15 protein-coding genes and 3 riboswitches are annotated in these 14,667 nt (G+C 57.4%); of the genes, 7 read left to right on the top strand and 8 right to left on the bottom strand.

The genetic code is table 11. The features are described 5' to 3' along the window. Positions 1–8: 8 nt before the first annotated feature. The 4 genes from ACOZ42_RS07960 to ACOZ42_RS07945 form a co-directional block, all read right to left on the bottom strand. Positions 9–644, bottom strand: coding sequence for a riboflavin synthase subunit alpha (locus ACOZ42_RS07960; RefSeq protein WP_426345796.1), 636 nt, complete (start codon positions 642–644; stop codon positions 9–11). Between the two features lie 151 nt (positions 645–795). Next, positions 796–940: riboswitch (FMN riboswitch) on the bottom strand. A gap of 57 nt (positions 941–997) precedes the next feature. Continuing rightward, positions 998–1,747: an SDR family NAD(P)-dependent oxidoreductase gene (locus tag ACOZ42_RS07955; protein WP_426345795.1), complete on the bottom strand. Its 750-nt coding sequence runs from the start codon at positions 1,745–1,747 to the stop codon at positions 998–1,000. Between the two features lie 152 nt (positions 1,748–1,899). Continuing rightward, entirely contained in the window at positions 1,900–3,192 is a 1,293-nt protein-coding gene (locus ACOZ42_RS07950; protein ID WP_003800121.1) for an LLM class flavin-dependent oxidoreductase, read from the bottom strand. Beyond that, positions 3,189–3,971: a 3-oxoacyl-ACP reductase gene (locus ACOZ42_RS07945; protein WP_059317650.1), complete on the bottom strand. Its 783-nt coding sequence runs from the start codon at positions 3,969–3,971 to the stop codon at positions 3,189–3,191. Before ACOZ42_RS07945 ends, ACOZ42_RS07950 begins: the two co-directional genes overlap by 4 nt. 50 nt (positions 3,972–4,021) lie before the next feature. Further along, positions 4,022–4,119, bottom strand: a riboswitch (TPP riboswitch). A 67-nt stretch (positions 4,120–4,186) separates the two neighbouring features. Further along, positions 4,187–4,294: riboswitch (TPP riboswitch) on the top strand. A 142-nt stretch (positions 4,295–4,436) separates the two neighbouring features. Here ACOZ42_RS07945 and ACOZ42_RS07940 point away from each other — a divergent pair. Beyond that, positions 4,437–5,876: a sodium:solute symporter family protein gene (locus ACOZ42_RS07940; protein ID WP_426345794.1), complete on the top strand. Its 1,440-nt coding sequence runs from the start codon at positions 4,437–4,439 to the stop codon at positions 5,874–5,876. Positions 5,877–5,958: 82 nt separating this feature from the next. Here ACOZ42_RS07940 and ACOZ42_RS07935 read toward each other — a convergent pair whose 3' ends face one another. The 3 genes from ACOZ42_RS07935 to ACOZ42_RS07925 form a co-directional block, all read right to left on the bottom strand. Further along, the gene (locus tag ACOZ42_RS07935; protein WP_426345793.1) at positions 5,959–6,843 is read right to left on the bottom strand and encodes an OmpA/MotB family protein; all 885 of its coding nucleotides are present in this window, start codon (positions 6,841–6,843) and stop codon (positions 5,959–5,961) included. Beyond that, the gene (locus ACOZ42_RS07930) at positions 6,809–7,624 is read right to left on the bottom strand and encodes a motility protein A (protein WP_003800126.1); all 816 of its coding nucleotides are present in this window, start codon (positions 7,622–7,624) and stop codon (positions 6,809–6,811) included. The genes ACOZ42_RS07935 and ACOZ42_RS07930 overlap by 35 nt, the downstream gene beginning before the upstream one ends. Positions 7,625–7,753: 129 nt before the next feature. After that, positions 7,754–8,146: a flagellar protein FlhE gene (locus tag ACOZ42_RS07925; RefSeq protein ID WP_230406305.1), complete on the bottom strand. Its 393-nt coding sequence runs from the start codon at positions 8,144–8,146 to the stop codon at positions 7,754–7,756. 235 nt (positions 8,147–8,381) lie between these two features. On the opposite strand from ACOZ42_RS07925, the gene pbpG reads away from it, so the two are divergent. The 6 genes from pbpG (at position 8,382) to ACOZ42_RS07895 (ending at position 14,034) form a co-directional block, all read left to right on the top strand. Continuing rightward, on the top strand, positions 8,382–9,386 hold the full coding sequence (gene pbpG, locus ACOZ42_RS07920; protein WP_100214771.1) for a D-alanyl-D-alanine endopeptidase: 1,005 nt from the start codon (positions 8,382–8,384) through the stop codon (positions 9,384–9,386). A 170-nt stretch (positions 9,387–9,556) separates the two neighbouring features. Then, positions 9,557–10,471, top strand: coding sequence for a LysR family transcriptional regulator (locus tag ACOZ42_RS07915; RefSeq protein ID WP_003800130.1), 915 nt, complete (start codon positions 9,557–9,559; stop codon positions 10,469–10,471). A gap of 158 nt (positions 10,472–10,629) precedes the next feature. After that, positions 10,630–11,619 carry a Bug family tripartite tricarboxylate transporter substrate binding protein gene (locus ACOZ42_RS07910; RefSeq protein WP_426345792.1) on the top strand — a complete coding sequence of 330 codons (990 nt, stop codon included), beginning with the start codon at positions 10,630–10,632 and terminating at the stop codon, positions 11,617–11,619. Positions 11,620–11,664: 45 nt separating this feature from the next. Continuing rightward, the gene (locus ACOZ42_RS07905) at positions 11,665–12,612 is read left to right on the top strand and encodes a succinylglutamate desuccinylase (RefSeq protein WP_426345791.1); all 948 of its coding nucleotides are present in this window, start codon (positions 11,665–11,667) and stop codon (positions 12,610–12,612) included. A 112-nt stretch (positions 12,613–12,724) separates the two neighbouring features. Further along, positions 12,725–13,618: an NRDE family protein gene (locus tag ACOZ42_RS07900; RefSeq protein ID WP_426345790.1), complete on the top strand. Its 894-nt coding sequence runs from the start codon at positions 12,725–12,727 to the stop codon at positions 13,616–13,618. After that, positions 13,615–14,034: a carboxypeptidase-like regulatory domain-containing protein gene (locus ACOZ42_RS07895; protein WP_003800134.1), complete on the top strand. Its 420-nt coding sequence runs from the start codon at positions 13,615–13,617 to the stop codon at positions 14,032–14,034. Before ACOZ42_RS07900 ends, ACOZ42_RS07895 begins: the two co-directional genes overlap by 4 nt. Here ACOZ42_RS07895 and ACOZ42_RS07890 read toward each other — a convergent pair. Further along, on the bottom strand, positions 14,021–14,635 hold the full coding sequence (locus ACOZ42_RS07890; RefSeq protein WP_240208714.1) for a tRNA-uridine aminocarboxypropyltransferase: 615 nt from the start codon (positions 14,633–14,635) through the stop codon (positions 14,021–14,023). The two genes, ACOZ42_RS07895 and ACOZ42_RS07890, sit on opposite strands and share 14 nt — an antisense overlap. Positions 14,636–14,667 lie beyond the last annotated feature (32 nt).

The following is a 14,667-nucleotide window of genomic DNA, read 5'->3' as shown; positions in this document are numbered from 1 at the left end:
TGCGTGACTCAGCCTTTAAAACCAGGCATCACGCGCGCCATCGTGCCTGCCACCGTACGCTCCAGCACGTCAACCAGAACAACCGTCTGTTGATCCACTTCGATATTGAGTCTATCGCCTGCCTTGTAACGAGAAAATGTTGTCTGGCGCAATGTTTCGGGAATCAGATTGATGGTCACAACGCCATCCTCCACGTCCGCCACGGTCAGGCTGCAGCCATTAACACCCAGAAAACCACGCGGGAACACGTATTTCGCCCAATCTTCCGGCATCTGAAAACGCAGACGGTTGCCGGCCTCGGTAATGCTCAGTTCCAGCACTTCAGCAGTCGTTGCGATATGGCCAGCCATCACATGACCACCAATTTCCTCGTTCAGCTTGGCCGATCGTTCGATATTGACCAGATCACCTGTCTTGAGCGTGCCCAGGTTCGTCCGCTCCAGCGTGACGGGAATCGCATCAAAAGTAACTTTGTGGCCGGAAATACTGGTCACGCTCAGGCATGTGCCTTCCACGCTGACACTGGCGCCCAGTTGCAGATCCACCAGCAATTCGTCGGTGAAATCAATTTCAAACTCGGTACGGCCCAGCTCGGCCTTGACCGCGGTAAGAGGACGAACCGCTTTAACAATTCCGGTATACATCAGCACGCTCCTTCGCAAAATTCATGCAAAAGACCAACGGCTAATGCAGGGGAGATTTTCAGATTTTTCATTTGAACGCATCCTTGATTAAACAATGCGTCCTCTGGGCAACAATAAAACACGTCGCTGCCTTGTGATCAAGGCAGCGATGCTTCATCTTCTTTCATCCGGACTCTCACCGTCGGCCCAGGTTTCTCACCTGATCTGCTGACCTTTCTCTGGCGGAAAGCGCTCGCGGGCTGGGGAATGGCTCCCTTACCGCCGGTGGGGAATTTCACCCCGCCCTGAAGACGTTTGCAGTGTAAGACCGGAGCCCAAGTCTAATCAAGCCAGACCAGGGCCGGTCGCCAAGCTTAAGCCTTGCGATGCACGCTCAAGCCTGCAAAGCTTTGCGCCACCGGCATCAACTCGATGTAGTTGACATTCATATGGGCAGGCGCGTTCATGATCCAGGCAATGGTGTTGGCGATGTCCTCGGGCGTCAGCGCATCCACGTTCTGGTACAGCGCAGCAGCTTTAACTTTATCGCCCAGACGAACGGTAGAGAAATCCGTACCGGAACAGAGGCCAGGAGCCACGGTAGACACACGAACTGCCGTACCCGACAGGTCGGCACGCAGGTTCAGGCCCAGTTGATGCACAAAAGCCTTGGTGGCGCCGTACACATTGCCACCTGCGTAGGCATATTCGCCCGCCGTCGAGCCCAGATTGATGATGTGGCCCTTGTTCTGCTTGACCATACCTGGCAGCAAAGCGTGCGTAATGTGCAGCAACGCGCTGATATTGGTGGCCACCATGGTGTCCCATTGCTCCAGCTTGGCATCCTGAGCCTTGTCCACGCCCAGCGCCAGACCCGCATTATTGATCAGCACATCGATATTGGGGAACCGGGCCATTAGGTCGCCGAGCACCGCATCTGCACGCGCACGATCCGTCAGATCCACGCTGACCGGAACAAAACGCTCGCCCAGCTCGGCAGCAAGGGCGTCCAGCTTGTCCTGACGACGCGCCAGGCCCAGCACGGTATGCCCTTCAGCGACCAGTTTACGGGCCAGAGCAGCCCCAAACCCTGAGGAGGCCCCGGTGACAACGGCGGTTTTCATAGTGCGATCCCTATACAGCTCGCTGCTCGTTAAGCAGGCGACAATTAAAGCATTAAGGATAGCAAACTTCAGGAACTTCGTAGCCCCTTCCCCCTAGGGAAAAAGCGGACAAATCCGTCCATGGCAATGCCCGCTTTTTTCTGCTCCGGGCATCAGGCCGCTGGACGCTCCAGCCCCAGATGCCCCCGCAAGCTGGTGTGCTCGTATTCCTGACGGAACAGACCGCGCTTTTGTAAAACGGGGATGACCTGCTCCACAAAGTCACCAATGCCATTGGGCAAGGACGGAGGCATCAAGTTAAAGCCGTCGGCGCCCTCATTACGCCACCAATGTTCAATCTGATCGGCAATGGACTCGGGCGTACCGACCATGGTGCAGTGACCACCACCGGCAGCAATCCGCCCCAACAATTGCCGGACTGTCGGTTTTTCCGTTTCAATGATGCGCAGCATGGTGGCATAACGCCCCTTGGGGCCCTTGAAACTTTCCAGCGCAGGCAATGGCGGAACCGGTGCATCAAGCTCCCAGTTCATGCAGTCCTGCCCGACAAACATGCCCAGTTGCCGCAAGGAGGTCTGGGTAGGCAGCAATGCATCCAGCTCCTCTTGCTTGCGGCGCGCCTCTTGCATGGTGGAACCCACATAGGTCACCAGCCCCGGCATGACAGGCACATCCACACCACGACCCGCTTCACGCACGCGTCGTTTGATGTCACGGTAATAGGCTTGAGCCGAGGGCAAGTCATACGCCACGGCGTAAATGGCTTCGGCCTTGCGCGCTGCCAGATCCCGTCCCTGTTCAGACGCACCGGCCTGAAACAGCACCGGCTGTCCTTGAGGCGAGCGCGGCAAGGTCAGGGGACCATCCACCAGGAAATGATCGCCTTTATGCAGGATCTGACGCACCTGATCCACCTTGGCGTAATCACCCTGCCTGTCCATCACCAAGGCACTGTCGCTCCAGGAGTCGAACAGCTTCAGTGCGGTATCTACGAATTCTTCGGCTCGGGCGTAGCGCCAGGCATGGTCAGGCATGGCTTCATAGCCATGGTTACGTGCTTCGGCATCAAACATCGAGGTCACCACGTTCCAGCCCATCCGCCCTTGGGACAGATGGTCCAGGGAACACAACATGCGCGCCGCTACAAAGGGGGTGTAAAAGGTGCTCGAGACGGTGCTGATCAGACCAATACGCTCAGTGGCTCGCGCCAGCGCGGCCATCATGGTCAAGGGCTCCAGAAACCAGCGCGGTCCATCTGCCACATTATCGCTGGACTGACCATCGGCAAAGAAAATCGCATCCAGTTTGCCGCGCTCGGCAATCTGCGCCAGCTCTTCATAAAAGCGGATATCGCCCAAGCGCTCAACCTGGGATTCGGGATGGCGCCAGGCGGCCTTGTGATGTCCGCAGCCCATAATGAACAGATTGAAATGCAGTTGTCTCATCCGTTTTTCACCAATCCGCCGTCAACCACCAAATTTTGTCCTGTTACGGCACGAGCCCACGGACCGGCAAAGAACAAGGCCGCATCGGCAAATTCTTCGGGCGTGGTCACGCGACGCAGCGGTGTACTGGCCGCAATCAGATCAAACACCGCCTCGGGGGTAGCCGCGGACGCATCCGTTGTGCGCAACAAACCGCCGGAAATCATGTTCACGGTAATCTGATCCGGTCCCAGATCGTGCGACAAGGTGCGCGTCATGGACAACAAGGCGGCCTTGGCCGCTGTGTAGTCGTGGTAAGGCACCACAGGATTCTGGAACAGGTTTGTCCCGATATTGATAATGCGGCCAAAACCGGCCTGCTTCATGCCGGGCAAGGCAGCCTGCGTGGTGTTCAGGGCCCCACCCACAATCCCTTCCAGTTGCTGGTTCAATTGCGACCAGGTCAAGGTATCCGCATGAGGGCGGGCATCGCCGTTGAAGGAAAACTCGGGCAAGGCGTTATTGACGACGGTGGTGATGGGCTGACCAAAGTGTGCCTGCGCCTGGGCAAACAAGGCTTGTACAGCAGTCGCATCCCTCACATCCGCTTGCACCGCCAGACAGTGCTGCGGAAACTCGTCCGCCAGCGCCTGGGCAGCGGCTGCACTTTTCAGGTAATTGATGACAACTTTGGCGCCCTGACGTGCAAACGCACGCACCAGACAAGCCCCCAGGCCGCGTGCGCCGCCAGTGACCAGAACCAGTTGTTGGGAGAGTTCCGAGACGTGTTCCACAGACATGACATTCCTTGCAAAAATTCGGCGAGGATGTCGGCCCGGTTCGGACGCAGGGCTAGAGCTTCGGACATCCCTTCGCCAGTATGAGCTGGATCAGGTTCGACGGGTTTTATCTCAGCCCTTTTCAAGAAGGACACCCCGTGCCGCAGGGCAGACCATAGCACAAAACACCGCCAACCGTATGATTGACAATTGAAAGAAGCTCTCCTACTCTTTGAGCCTGTTCCTGGGGGAGTCCTTAACGGGCTGAGATTCCGCATTGCAGCGGTAACCCTTAGAACCTGATCCGGATCATGCCGGCGAAGGGAAAGGAAACGCGGCCTGGCAGCCTGCCCGCTCTTGTCTGTGCGGCGCATTGGCAAGCGCACACGCCCCATTTCAATCCCTCCATTTTTCTGCGCCCCGTCCCCGGCATCGTGCCGGCCGGGCCGGTTTGTGCCCGTTCACACGGGTTTTTGGGGAGATCTCATGCTGGACCAAACCGCCACCCTTTTGTGGCTGATTGTTTTTTCTGCCGCCTTTGCTTTGGCCGGGGTGCTGTATGCCCGCCACTACAACAGCTCTTTGGAAGACTTTGTGGTAGCGCGCAACAGTCAAAGCTCGCTGGCCACAATTCTGACCTTATTGGCCTCTTCGCTGGGCGCCTGGATTCTATTCTCACCGGCGCAGGCGGCCAGTTGGGGAGGCTTGAGCGCCGTGATCGGGTATGCCATTGGCTCCATGTCGCCACGACTGGCCATGATTCCGCTTGGCAAACGCATGCGCGAACTGCTGCCACGCGGTCACAGCCTGAGCGAGTTTGTGATTGCCCGCTATGGCCGTCCCATGTATGCCCTGACTCTGCTGATCATGCTGTTTTACATGTTCATCTCCATGACGGCCGAAATTACCGCCATGTCCAAGATGATTACCTTGATTGCCCCCATTCCTTTGTGGGTTACCGCCAGTATTGTGCTGCTGGCCACCCTGATCTACACCTCTTACGGCGGGCTGCGAGCCTCCATCTTTACCGACAAAGTACAGATGCTGGTCATCCTGCCCATGCTATTTCTGATTGTGATGTTCGGCTGGCAAGCCGTGGGAGGACCGGTGAATTTGTTTGACAGCGTCAAGCTGCAAGCCCCGCGTCTGATCGAACTGAGCGACCCCGTGGGAATGAAGGCCGGCCTGACCTTCTTTGTCGCCATTTTGCTGACCGGCCTTTTTCACCAGGGCAACTGGCAGCGCATTTATGCTGCCAAAGACACGCAATCCATGCGGCGTGGCTTTTTGCTGGGCGGCTTGTTTGTCGCCCCCTTCATCTTCTTGATGGGTCTGTTTGGCTTGGCCTTTGTGGGCCTGGGTTCACACGGTGACAGCTCCGTGGCACTGTTCAATGTGATTTTGCCGCATGTTCCTGTCTGGTTTCTGGTGCTGCTGATTCCCCTGGGGCTGTCCCTGGTGATGAGCAGCGCCGATACGGCCATCAGCGCAGTGTCCAGCCTGATTGCGGTGGACCTGGGCCGTATCATGCCTCACCGCAATACCGCTCAAATGATGAGTCTGGCTCGTTCCCTGATCTGGGTGTGCTCCATCCCTGTGCTGTACGCTTCCTCGCAAGGTTTCAGCGTGCTGTACCTGTTCCTGCTGGCAGACTTGCTGTGCTCGGCGGCAGCATTTCCCGTGTTCTTTGGACTGTACAGCCGCCGCTACGATGGTTTTACCGCCACGGTCAGTACCCTGGGCGGTCTAATTGCCGGCCTGGCTGTGTTTCCACGTCCCAATGGCCCTATGGATTACTTGCTGGAATCCTTCTTGCTGGCTGCGATTGTGCCGGTGGTGATCAGCGTCCTGATCATGCCCTTGCGCCGTCAGCTGCCCAATTTCGATCTCAGCTCCCTGGCTTCCTCCACGCGCGTACTGGACTAAATCCGAACGCCCTGAGACCAAGGCTCAGGATAAAAAAAAACCCCGGTTTGCGACATGCAAACCGGGGTTTTGTTTTAACGATTTATTGGGCAGGGCTTTCAGTCTGTGTTTGAGGGATCTGCACAATGATTTCAACCCTTCGATTCGTTGCACGCCCTTGCTGCGTGGCATTGTCACCCAAGGGACGCGTATCCGCGTAGCCGACCGCGCTCAGACGCTGACTGCCTATGCCATTGGCCTCCATATAGCGCACCACACTGCCGGCACGCGCACCGGACAGCTCCCAATTGGACGGGTAGCGATAACTGCGAATGGGCACCGAGTCGGTATGCCCTTCGATCACAATAGGGTGCGCCGATTTTTGCAGGACGGTAGCCAGTTGGCGCAGGACGGTCAACCCTTCCAGCCCCAAATCAGCGCCACCCGAGTTGAACAGAATCTCGCTGTTGATACGGAAACTAACCGACTGATCATTCATGACCACATCAATGTTATCTCCCAGACCATCCAGGTCCAAACCATGATTGCTTTTGTCCGGTCCGGCACCGAGCGCCGATTCAGGAAACAGCCCTGCTGAAGCCGGCAACAGCCCCGCCCCTTCTTTACCTGCCTGGGCCATCACTGTTGCTGCCCCCTGCCCTTGCCCCTGAGCCGCAGTCTGAGCCCGCTTGCCGGCAAAAGAAAGCATCACGATCATCAAGACCAGCAGCAAAGTCATCATATCCAGGTAAGTGGTCAGCCACGCCTCTTCCTCCTCGGGGACTGCCAGGCCGGGATCGTTCCAGGGGCGACTGCGACGCCGACTGCCCAGATTACTCGCCAGCTGCTGCTCAATCTTGGCTCCCCGGGCCTGCTCCAACTCCTTTTGCAAGGCTTTCTGGCGATCCGCCAACTCACCTAACGTCAGGTCTTGCTCCATGTTTCCCATGGGATCAACCTCGCTGTGCAGCCGGGTCGGCATCGTCATCGCGGCCGCCCCGGTCATTGATCTCGTCCTGATACTGCGCCATGAACGAGTTCAGCGTCTCACGCATCAGCGCGGGGCCACGGCGCTGACTCATCATGGACACGCCCTGCATGATCATGTTCATCAAGACCACCCGCTGTTCCGTGCGACGCTCCAGCTTGACGGCCACCGGCTTAAATACCAGATTGGAAAGCAGCACCCCATAAAAGGTGGTCATCAGGGCCAGCGCCATCTGTTGTCCAATCGAGGTGATATCGCCATCACCGAGCAGAAACATCAAATTGACCAGACCAATCAACGTGCCGACCATACCAAAAGCGGGCGCGAAGCTGGCCATCAGGCGAAACAGTTGCGCTTCGGCATGTTCGCGAGCGCGCAGACGGCTGATACGCCATTGCAAAAGATCTTCAATGTCTTCTTGTGGGGCACGATCAATCACTAACTGAACGCCGGTTTTCAAAAACGGGTTCGCGACTTTTTCCAGCGCTTCTTCCACGGCCCGGATATCTCCCATCATCCACAGGCGGGAGATATTGATCAGCTCATCCATATCCTGCTGGGTGTACAGCCGCTCGTTACGCAGCACTGTCCCAATCAGTCCAAAGATGCGAACCACTTCACTTAACGGGTAGCTGATAAAGGTCGCTGCCAAGGTGCCCACCAGCACCACGGCCAGACTGGGCAAATCCACAAACAAGGCGGGATTTTCTGCCGTAAAAAACAAGATCACGGCAAACAGCAGCACGCTGGCCACGATGCCGATCAAAGTTGAGGGGTTCATGCACAAGTCCTGGTTATGGGCCCGAGGGGCATCAGGACTACATATCGGCAGCAGAACGAGTTTCTTTAGGCCTGGACCTTGCGTTGCATCAAAGACAGACAACAATTATGCACATCGCAGCCAGTCACACTAAGGCTGGTAATTGACTCGGATCGAAGCCTGGACGCGCACCGGTTCGGTGCTACCCGCCCAACTCCACACCTCGTGCATCAACACAAAACCAAGACGCGCATCCTGGCCCGCAAAGGCTCTGGTGCTGAGTACCGACCCGTTCATATCCACGCACTTTCCTCCTTGCAGGCACAAACGGCTTTTCAAAATGGCGCGCCCATTATGGTGGTAGCTAACCTCCACCTTGCCAATCGATGAGGCCTGCGCCTGTACCGCTTGCGCTGGCATGAAGAACTGCTGGCTGCTGGGCGAAGCGGGCGTGATGGCACTGCTGAGCTGCTCGCCATCCCAACTTAATGAGGCGGCGTGTGCGAGCGGCAGTACCAAAGCCAGCGATATTGATGTCCACAAACGATTTAAAAAACTGTTTATAAAAACAGGTTTTTTATTGTTTTTAAATTTCACCAAAGACATAGACTGTGTTTTTATACAGATAAAAATAAGTTTCTTAATGATACCGCAAAGACATCTTAATTTTTTTTTAACTTTGAGCCGTAAGATACTAATATAAAGAGGATTTTTTCTGGTAGCATAAGCGCATAAATTCTCTCCGCCCTTCTGTTTCTCGCCCTCCGGGAACTGAAAAATGCCTCAGACCAGAACAAATAAATTAATACGCCGTGCGCTATGTGTTTTATTTCTAGCGCCTTTTTCGCTTTCGTCGCTGGCCCAGACTTTGGCGCTGGCCGAGCCCTCCGTCCAGGAGGAAGCCACCGCCGCCATCAGCTACAACGTGCCTCACCTGGTTTTCGAAAAAAACCTGCAGCCTATCAGCTATAACGAAAACGATAGTCGCCGTGCCCTGAATGCCCTCAAACATGACGCCCTGATTCAGAATGCGGCCTTGCGTTCGGAAATTGCATTTGTGCAGGATCTGGAGTCGTCAACGGTGCTGTACCAGAAAAACAGCGATGCCGTGCGTCCCATTGCATCCATCTCCAAGCTGATGACCGCTCTGGTCGTTGCCGAGTCGGGCTTGCCTATGGATGAAATGCTGGAGATCATCGACGAAGACGTGGATCGCGTCAAACATTCCAGCTCACGTCTGAGCGTCGGCTCGCGTTTGAGCCGTGCCGACATGATGCATCTGGCCCTGATGTCGTCAGAAAACCGGGCCGCCCATGCCTTGGGCCGTAACTATCCCGGCGGACTGCCTGCCTTTGTGCGCGCCATGAATGACAAGGCGCGCGCCTTGGGCATGCGCAATACGCGCTTTGTCGAACCCACCGGCCTGTCCAGCGACAATGTGGCCAGCCCGCGCGATCTGGTCAAACTGCTGACCGCCACCAGCCAGCATGCCCGCATTCAGCAATACACGACCAACGACCAATACTCCGTCCAGCCCATGCGAGGCCGCCAACTGGTCTTTAATAACACCAATCGTCTGGTCAAAAACGCCAACTGGGATATCCAGGTCTCCAAAACCGGCTTCATCAACGAAGCGGGTGAATGTCTGGTAATGTTGACCAAAATCGAGGATCGGGAGGTGGCTATTGTGCTGCTGAATTCCTCAGGCCGTTATTCTCGTATCGGTGATGCCGTGCGCATCCGTGATCTGGTCGAAAAATCCAACGGTCTGGCCATGCTCTGATCTCCCTGCGTGTCTGAACCGTGACAGACACACGGTCTGCCCGATGCCCCAACATCATGGCCTTTGAGCCGATTTTGGGGCATTTTTACGACCTGCTGCTCGGCTACCTCTTTCGATGGGTCAGCAGCCGGTATCAATAGGCCTGCATTCTTTTAAGGAGCGTGCTTGTCGTGCCTCAGCTCAAACTGCTTGAAGATTTCCTCACCCTGGCACGCGAAGGCAGCTTTGTCCGGGCAGCAGAACAACGCCACGTCACACACCCCGCATTTGGACGCCGTATCCGGGCCTTGGAGGCCTGGGTCGGAACCCCTCTGGTGGAACGTGGTAGCCTGCCCATCACGCTCACGGCCCAGGGACAGGTGTTCTACAACACCGCCCATCAAGTACTGGAGCAACTCAACCGGGTACGTCGGCAATTGCAGGCCTCGGAGCAGACAGGGCAAGGCCATTTGCGCATCGCCACTGGCCGCAGTCTGGCGCGCACCTTGGTCACCGATTGGGTCAGCCGCCTTCAGAAAGGCAGCCAGGCCCCCTTGTCCGCCCACATACCGATCGATATCAGCACCGGCATGATGGCCGATATGGCCAAGCTGCTTGCCCAAGGCAAAACAGACTTTCTGTGCTGCTATGAGCACCCCGCCCTGTCAATTGAGCTTCTGGCCGAACAGGTTACCTACATGACCATCGCTACCGACAAACTGGTGCCGACCTGTCAACGGCGCAAGAATGGCCACCCTTTGTATGAGCTCAACGCCGATAGCGGGCGCAGCATACCCTTGATTTCATATTCGGGCGGTCTGGCCATGGCCCGGATTCTGGGCGACAAGCTGCATCACTTTCCCTACCCTCTGGTCAGTACGGTACGGTGCGATTCGCTGGACACGGCCATGGGCTCAGTATTAAAAGGCATGGGCGTGGCCTGGCTGCCCTTGTCCATGATTGCCAATGAATGTCGTCGCGGAACGCTGGTGCAGCTAGGTGGCAAGGGCGATGAGATTGCCTTTGAGGTCCGTCTGTATCGCTCGCGCGCCCCCCTTTCGGATCTGGCCGAATCTGTCTGGGCCTTTACCCAGCAAGCTCGTTAACAGGTCTGCCAGCTGAAAAAGCACGGCCATGTGCCGTAACAGCACATCAGCATCAGCTGCAGCGGACACAATACCCCTTCATAACTAAGGATAAACAAGCCCGACGCGCCCACCCGGGCTGCGGGCCGGAGCCCTATCCATCGAACGGGGAGCACATCATGTCTTTTTCTTTCTCCAAACGCAGTCTGGTACTGAGCCTGGCAGGCGCCTGTAGCCTCTTGCCCATTTCGATCAGCCATGCCGACACCTATCCCTCACGCAGCCTGACGTTGGTCGTAGGCTATCCGGCCGGAGGCAGCGTCGACCTGACTGCACGCCTGCTGGCGGAAGAGCTCAGCAACCGTCTGGGCCAAACGGTGGTGGTCGAAAATGCGGGCGGCGCAGGCGGGACGATTGGAGCTCAACGTGTCCAGCGTGCCGCTGCTGACGGCTATACCCTGCTGCTGGGTTCCACCAACGAGATGATTATCGCAGGCATGATCAACAAGGCCGTGCGCTATGACGGACAGAAAGACTTTACGCCCATTGGCATGATTGCTTCTCAGCCCCTGCTGCTGGCCGCCTCCAAAAAATCGGGCATCCGCTCGGCGGCGGACTATGCGCAAAAGCTGCGGGCTGCCCAACCCGAAGCCTTCAGCTTTGGCTCCTCGGGCGTGGGGACCACCTTGCACCTGGCCGGTGAAATGGTCAATGCCTCCACCGGCACCACTGCCATGCATGTGCCCTATCGCGGCGTGCCCCCTCTGGTCTCGGACCTGATGAGTGGACAATTGGACACCGCCTATCTGGTCCTGTCCTCGGGCCTGTCACAAGCACGGGCCGGTGCCATCGTCCCCCTGGGCATTACCGAAACCCGTGCGTCTGCGGCTGCACCGGAAATTCCGCCGCTGGCCGATACGCCCGGTTTTGAAAAAGTCGACATCAATGTCTGGTTCGGCTTGTATGGCCCCAAGGACTTGCCTGAATCCGTCACCCAGACCTTGCGCCAGGCTTTGGACACCAGCCTGGAATCGTCCAGCCTGCAAGAGAAAATGCGGTCGAATGGCGCTACGCTTTACGCCCCCGGCATGAACGCAGCCGAATTTCAGGCCAGAGAAGTCGATAAATACGCCCGCCTGGTTGAGCTGGCCAAACTGCAAGCCGAATAAAAAAACAGGCCCCCGGCCGCAGGTCGGGGTGCTGGAGCCCCTAGCATGTCCTTTTCTCTTTCGTACCCCGACATTCAAACAGAGCGCCAGGGCAATATCGGTGTTCCCGGCCTGTGGTGCCTGGACTCCGGTAAAGCGGGCCGAACCGTGATGATCAGCGCGCTAATACACGGTAATGAGCTTTGCGGAGCCTGGGCCTTGAAAGCCTTGCTCGCTCGTGGCGTGCAACCCCGTCGCGGCAAGCTGATCCTGGCTTTTTGCAATCTGGACGCTTTTGATCGCTTTGACCCGGCGCATCACGATGCCAGCCGTTATGTGGATGAAGACATGAATCGGGTCTGGAGTGCGCAAAAACTGTCTCAAACACAGACTCAGGAACAACGTCGCGCACGCGCCATCTTGCCCTGGCTGGAACAGGCCGACTGGTTGCTGGATCTGCACTCCATGCACGAGCCCTGTGCGCCCTTGCTATTGACCGGAACCTTGGAGCGCAACATCGAGCTGGCCAAGACACTGGGCGCCCCCGAACACGTCATTGTGGATTCCGGCCATCAGGACGGCGTACGCATGCGCGATTACGGCCGATTCTCTGAGCCCGAGGCTGAAGAAACCCGCTCCCTGTTGCTGGAATGCGGCTTTCACGGAGACCCGCAGACACCGGCTGTGGCGCTGGACCTGATTGCCCGCTTTCTCATCGCCTCCGAGATTGTGGACATCCAAGATATCCCGTCAGACTGGCGTCGGGCCTCTCCCAAACAGCAACGAATCGTGCAGGTCACCCATGCGGTGGTGGCGCCCTCCCGGCAAGTGAGTTTCAGCCAGGCCTGGCAAGGCCTGGAAACCCTGAGCCAGGCAGGCACATGCATCGGCCAGGCCGATGGGCAGCCCTTGCTGACGCCTTACGACCACTGCACCTTGATCATGCCTTCTTTACGTCAGCTGCGTCCCGGCGTCACGGTTGTACGCCTGGCCCGGGACTACATGGCGCCTTAAGGGCCCGGCGGCAAATACACGGCCCGCACCTGCGTTCCAATGCCGGGAAAAAATACGGAACTTGGCACTTCTTCGGCTACCAAAGCCTGCATAGCCATCCTACAATCGGCACATGTGCATCGCTTATATCGCCATCGGAGTCAATGCGGATTGGCCGCTGATTATTGCCGCCAATCGCGATGAATATCATGCTCGTCCCAGCCAGCCGGCACAGCCCTGGCAAGACGAGCCCGACATTCTTGCCGGTCGTGACCTGCAGGCCGGAGGCACGTGGCTGGGCCTGACACAAAGCCGGGGACGACTGGCCCTGCTTACCAACTACCGCGAAATTCCCGGCAATAAAAACGGCGCTCAACGTTCGCGGGGAGAACTGATCCCCCAATTCCTGCGCGATGAGCGCAGCCCTCTGGATTATCTGGCCCAGTTAGCCCGTCAAGGGGCCGAGTACGCCGGTTTTAATCTTTTTGTGCTGCAATGGCCCACCGACACGCAAGCCTTGCAACTGGCTTATTACAGTAATCGTCACCCCAGCGGCCAGCCGCAACGACTCGATCCGGGCGTCCATATTCTGAGCAATGCCTGGCTGAACACCCCGTGGCCCAAAAGCCTGTTCTTGAAGGAAACCCTGCAAGCGCAACATTTTGACGGCTCGGCCCCGGCCGTAGAGAGCTTGTTTCAAGGTTTGCGCAATCAGGACCTGGCCGCCGATGCAGACTTGCCTCAGACCGGCTTGAGCCTGGAGCGCGAACGCCTGTTAAGCAGCCCGTTTATTGTCAGCCCCGACTATGGCACGCGTTGCACCACCGTCATTACGCTGGATCAGCATGGGCAAGGTACGCTGCGTGAACGCAGCTTCACCCCGGCGGCCCAGCCCGAGCGGCAACATGACTGGCCCTTGTCATGGCCCAGCTTTCATCCGCACGGCCTGCCCCCTTCCACTCATAACAGCAACAGGGCCATGCATGGCCCGCTTAGCCACCTCACCTCAAGCAAGGAAATCTCATGAGTCCTCGTCTTTCTTTGATCGGCATTGCCATGTCGCTGGCCTTGTTGAGCAGTCCGATTGCGCACGCTCAGGAACTGCCCCCCAGCCAGTATTACGGCTCCACCGAATACGTCAGCGGCGGCATAGGCAGTGATGAAGCCCAGCTTTTCCGCATGGTGCGCAGCACCTTTCCCTTGTCCGTCAACTTTTCAGCCCAGCAGGGCGAGCGCATCGCCTACATCTCTGATGTCCAGCTGGTGATCCGTAACAGCGCCGATCAGACCGTGCTCAACAGCCTGATTGATGGCCCTTATTGCCTGATCCGCCTCGGTCCGGGCAACTACAAAGTGTTTGCCACGTACGAAGGCCAAACCCAGGAGCGCCAGACCACACTGGTCGAGGGTAAGCCGCAGGAACTGAACTTCATCTGGAAGTAGGATAATTGCGCTCATAGGTATCCAGGCCCATGGCCTGGATCTGCTCCTCGATCAAATGCTCAAATGGCCGTAGCAAGGCGCTGAAATCGCGCTCCGGCTCCATAAGCTGCATCAACCGTACAATCGCCTCCAACGTGGAAACGGCCTGAGGATCTGGCGCTTTGCGCAACCGGTAGCGCGACACATCCCCTTGCGGCAGCACCCAATGCGGCAAACGCTGCAAGATCGGATTGCGATGCAAAATCAAGCGGGCCTTGCGCCAGGTGCCATCGGGCACCACTATCAGATCAGGCCTGTGCTGGGGCGCCAAGGCCCGGGCCACCTGGGCCTGAGGTCCCGGAAACAGCAGTACAGGACGCTGGGCCTGCGCTAAACGCGCCTCCAGATCTTCAAACTGCTCCCCCACCCACAGCTGCGCCCCTTGCACACCCAAATAAGCCAGACGCCCGGTATTGAGCGCATGCCGCGCCTCGGAATGATGCTGCAGAATCAAAAGAGGGCACGTTGCTTGCAGAGAAGGAATCAGCGAACACAAGCATCGGGCCACAGGCCGCTGACACCGTGCGCAACGGCCTGGACGAGAGAAAGAGGAAGCGTTCATGCAAGGGGACCCAACAGAAGGCCACAGTATAT

The sequence above is a fragment of the Alcaligenes sp. HNGD-HTN06 genome (genome assembly GCF_049932565.1).
GTDB lineage: Bacteria > Pseudomonadota > Gammaproteobacteria > Burkholderiales > Burkholderiaceae_B > Alcaligenes > Alcaligenes ammonioxydans.
This window is presented reverse-complemented; position numbering and strand designations above follow the sequence as displayed.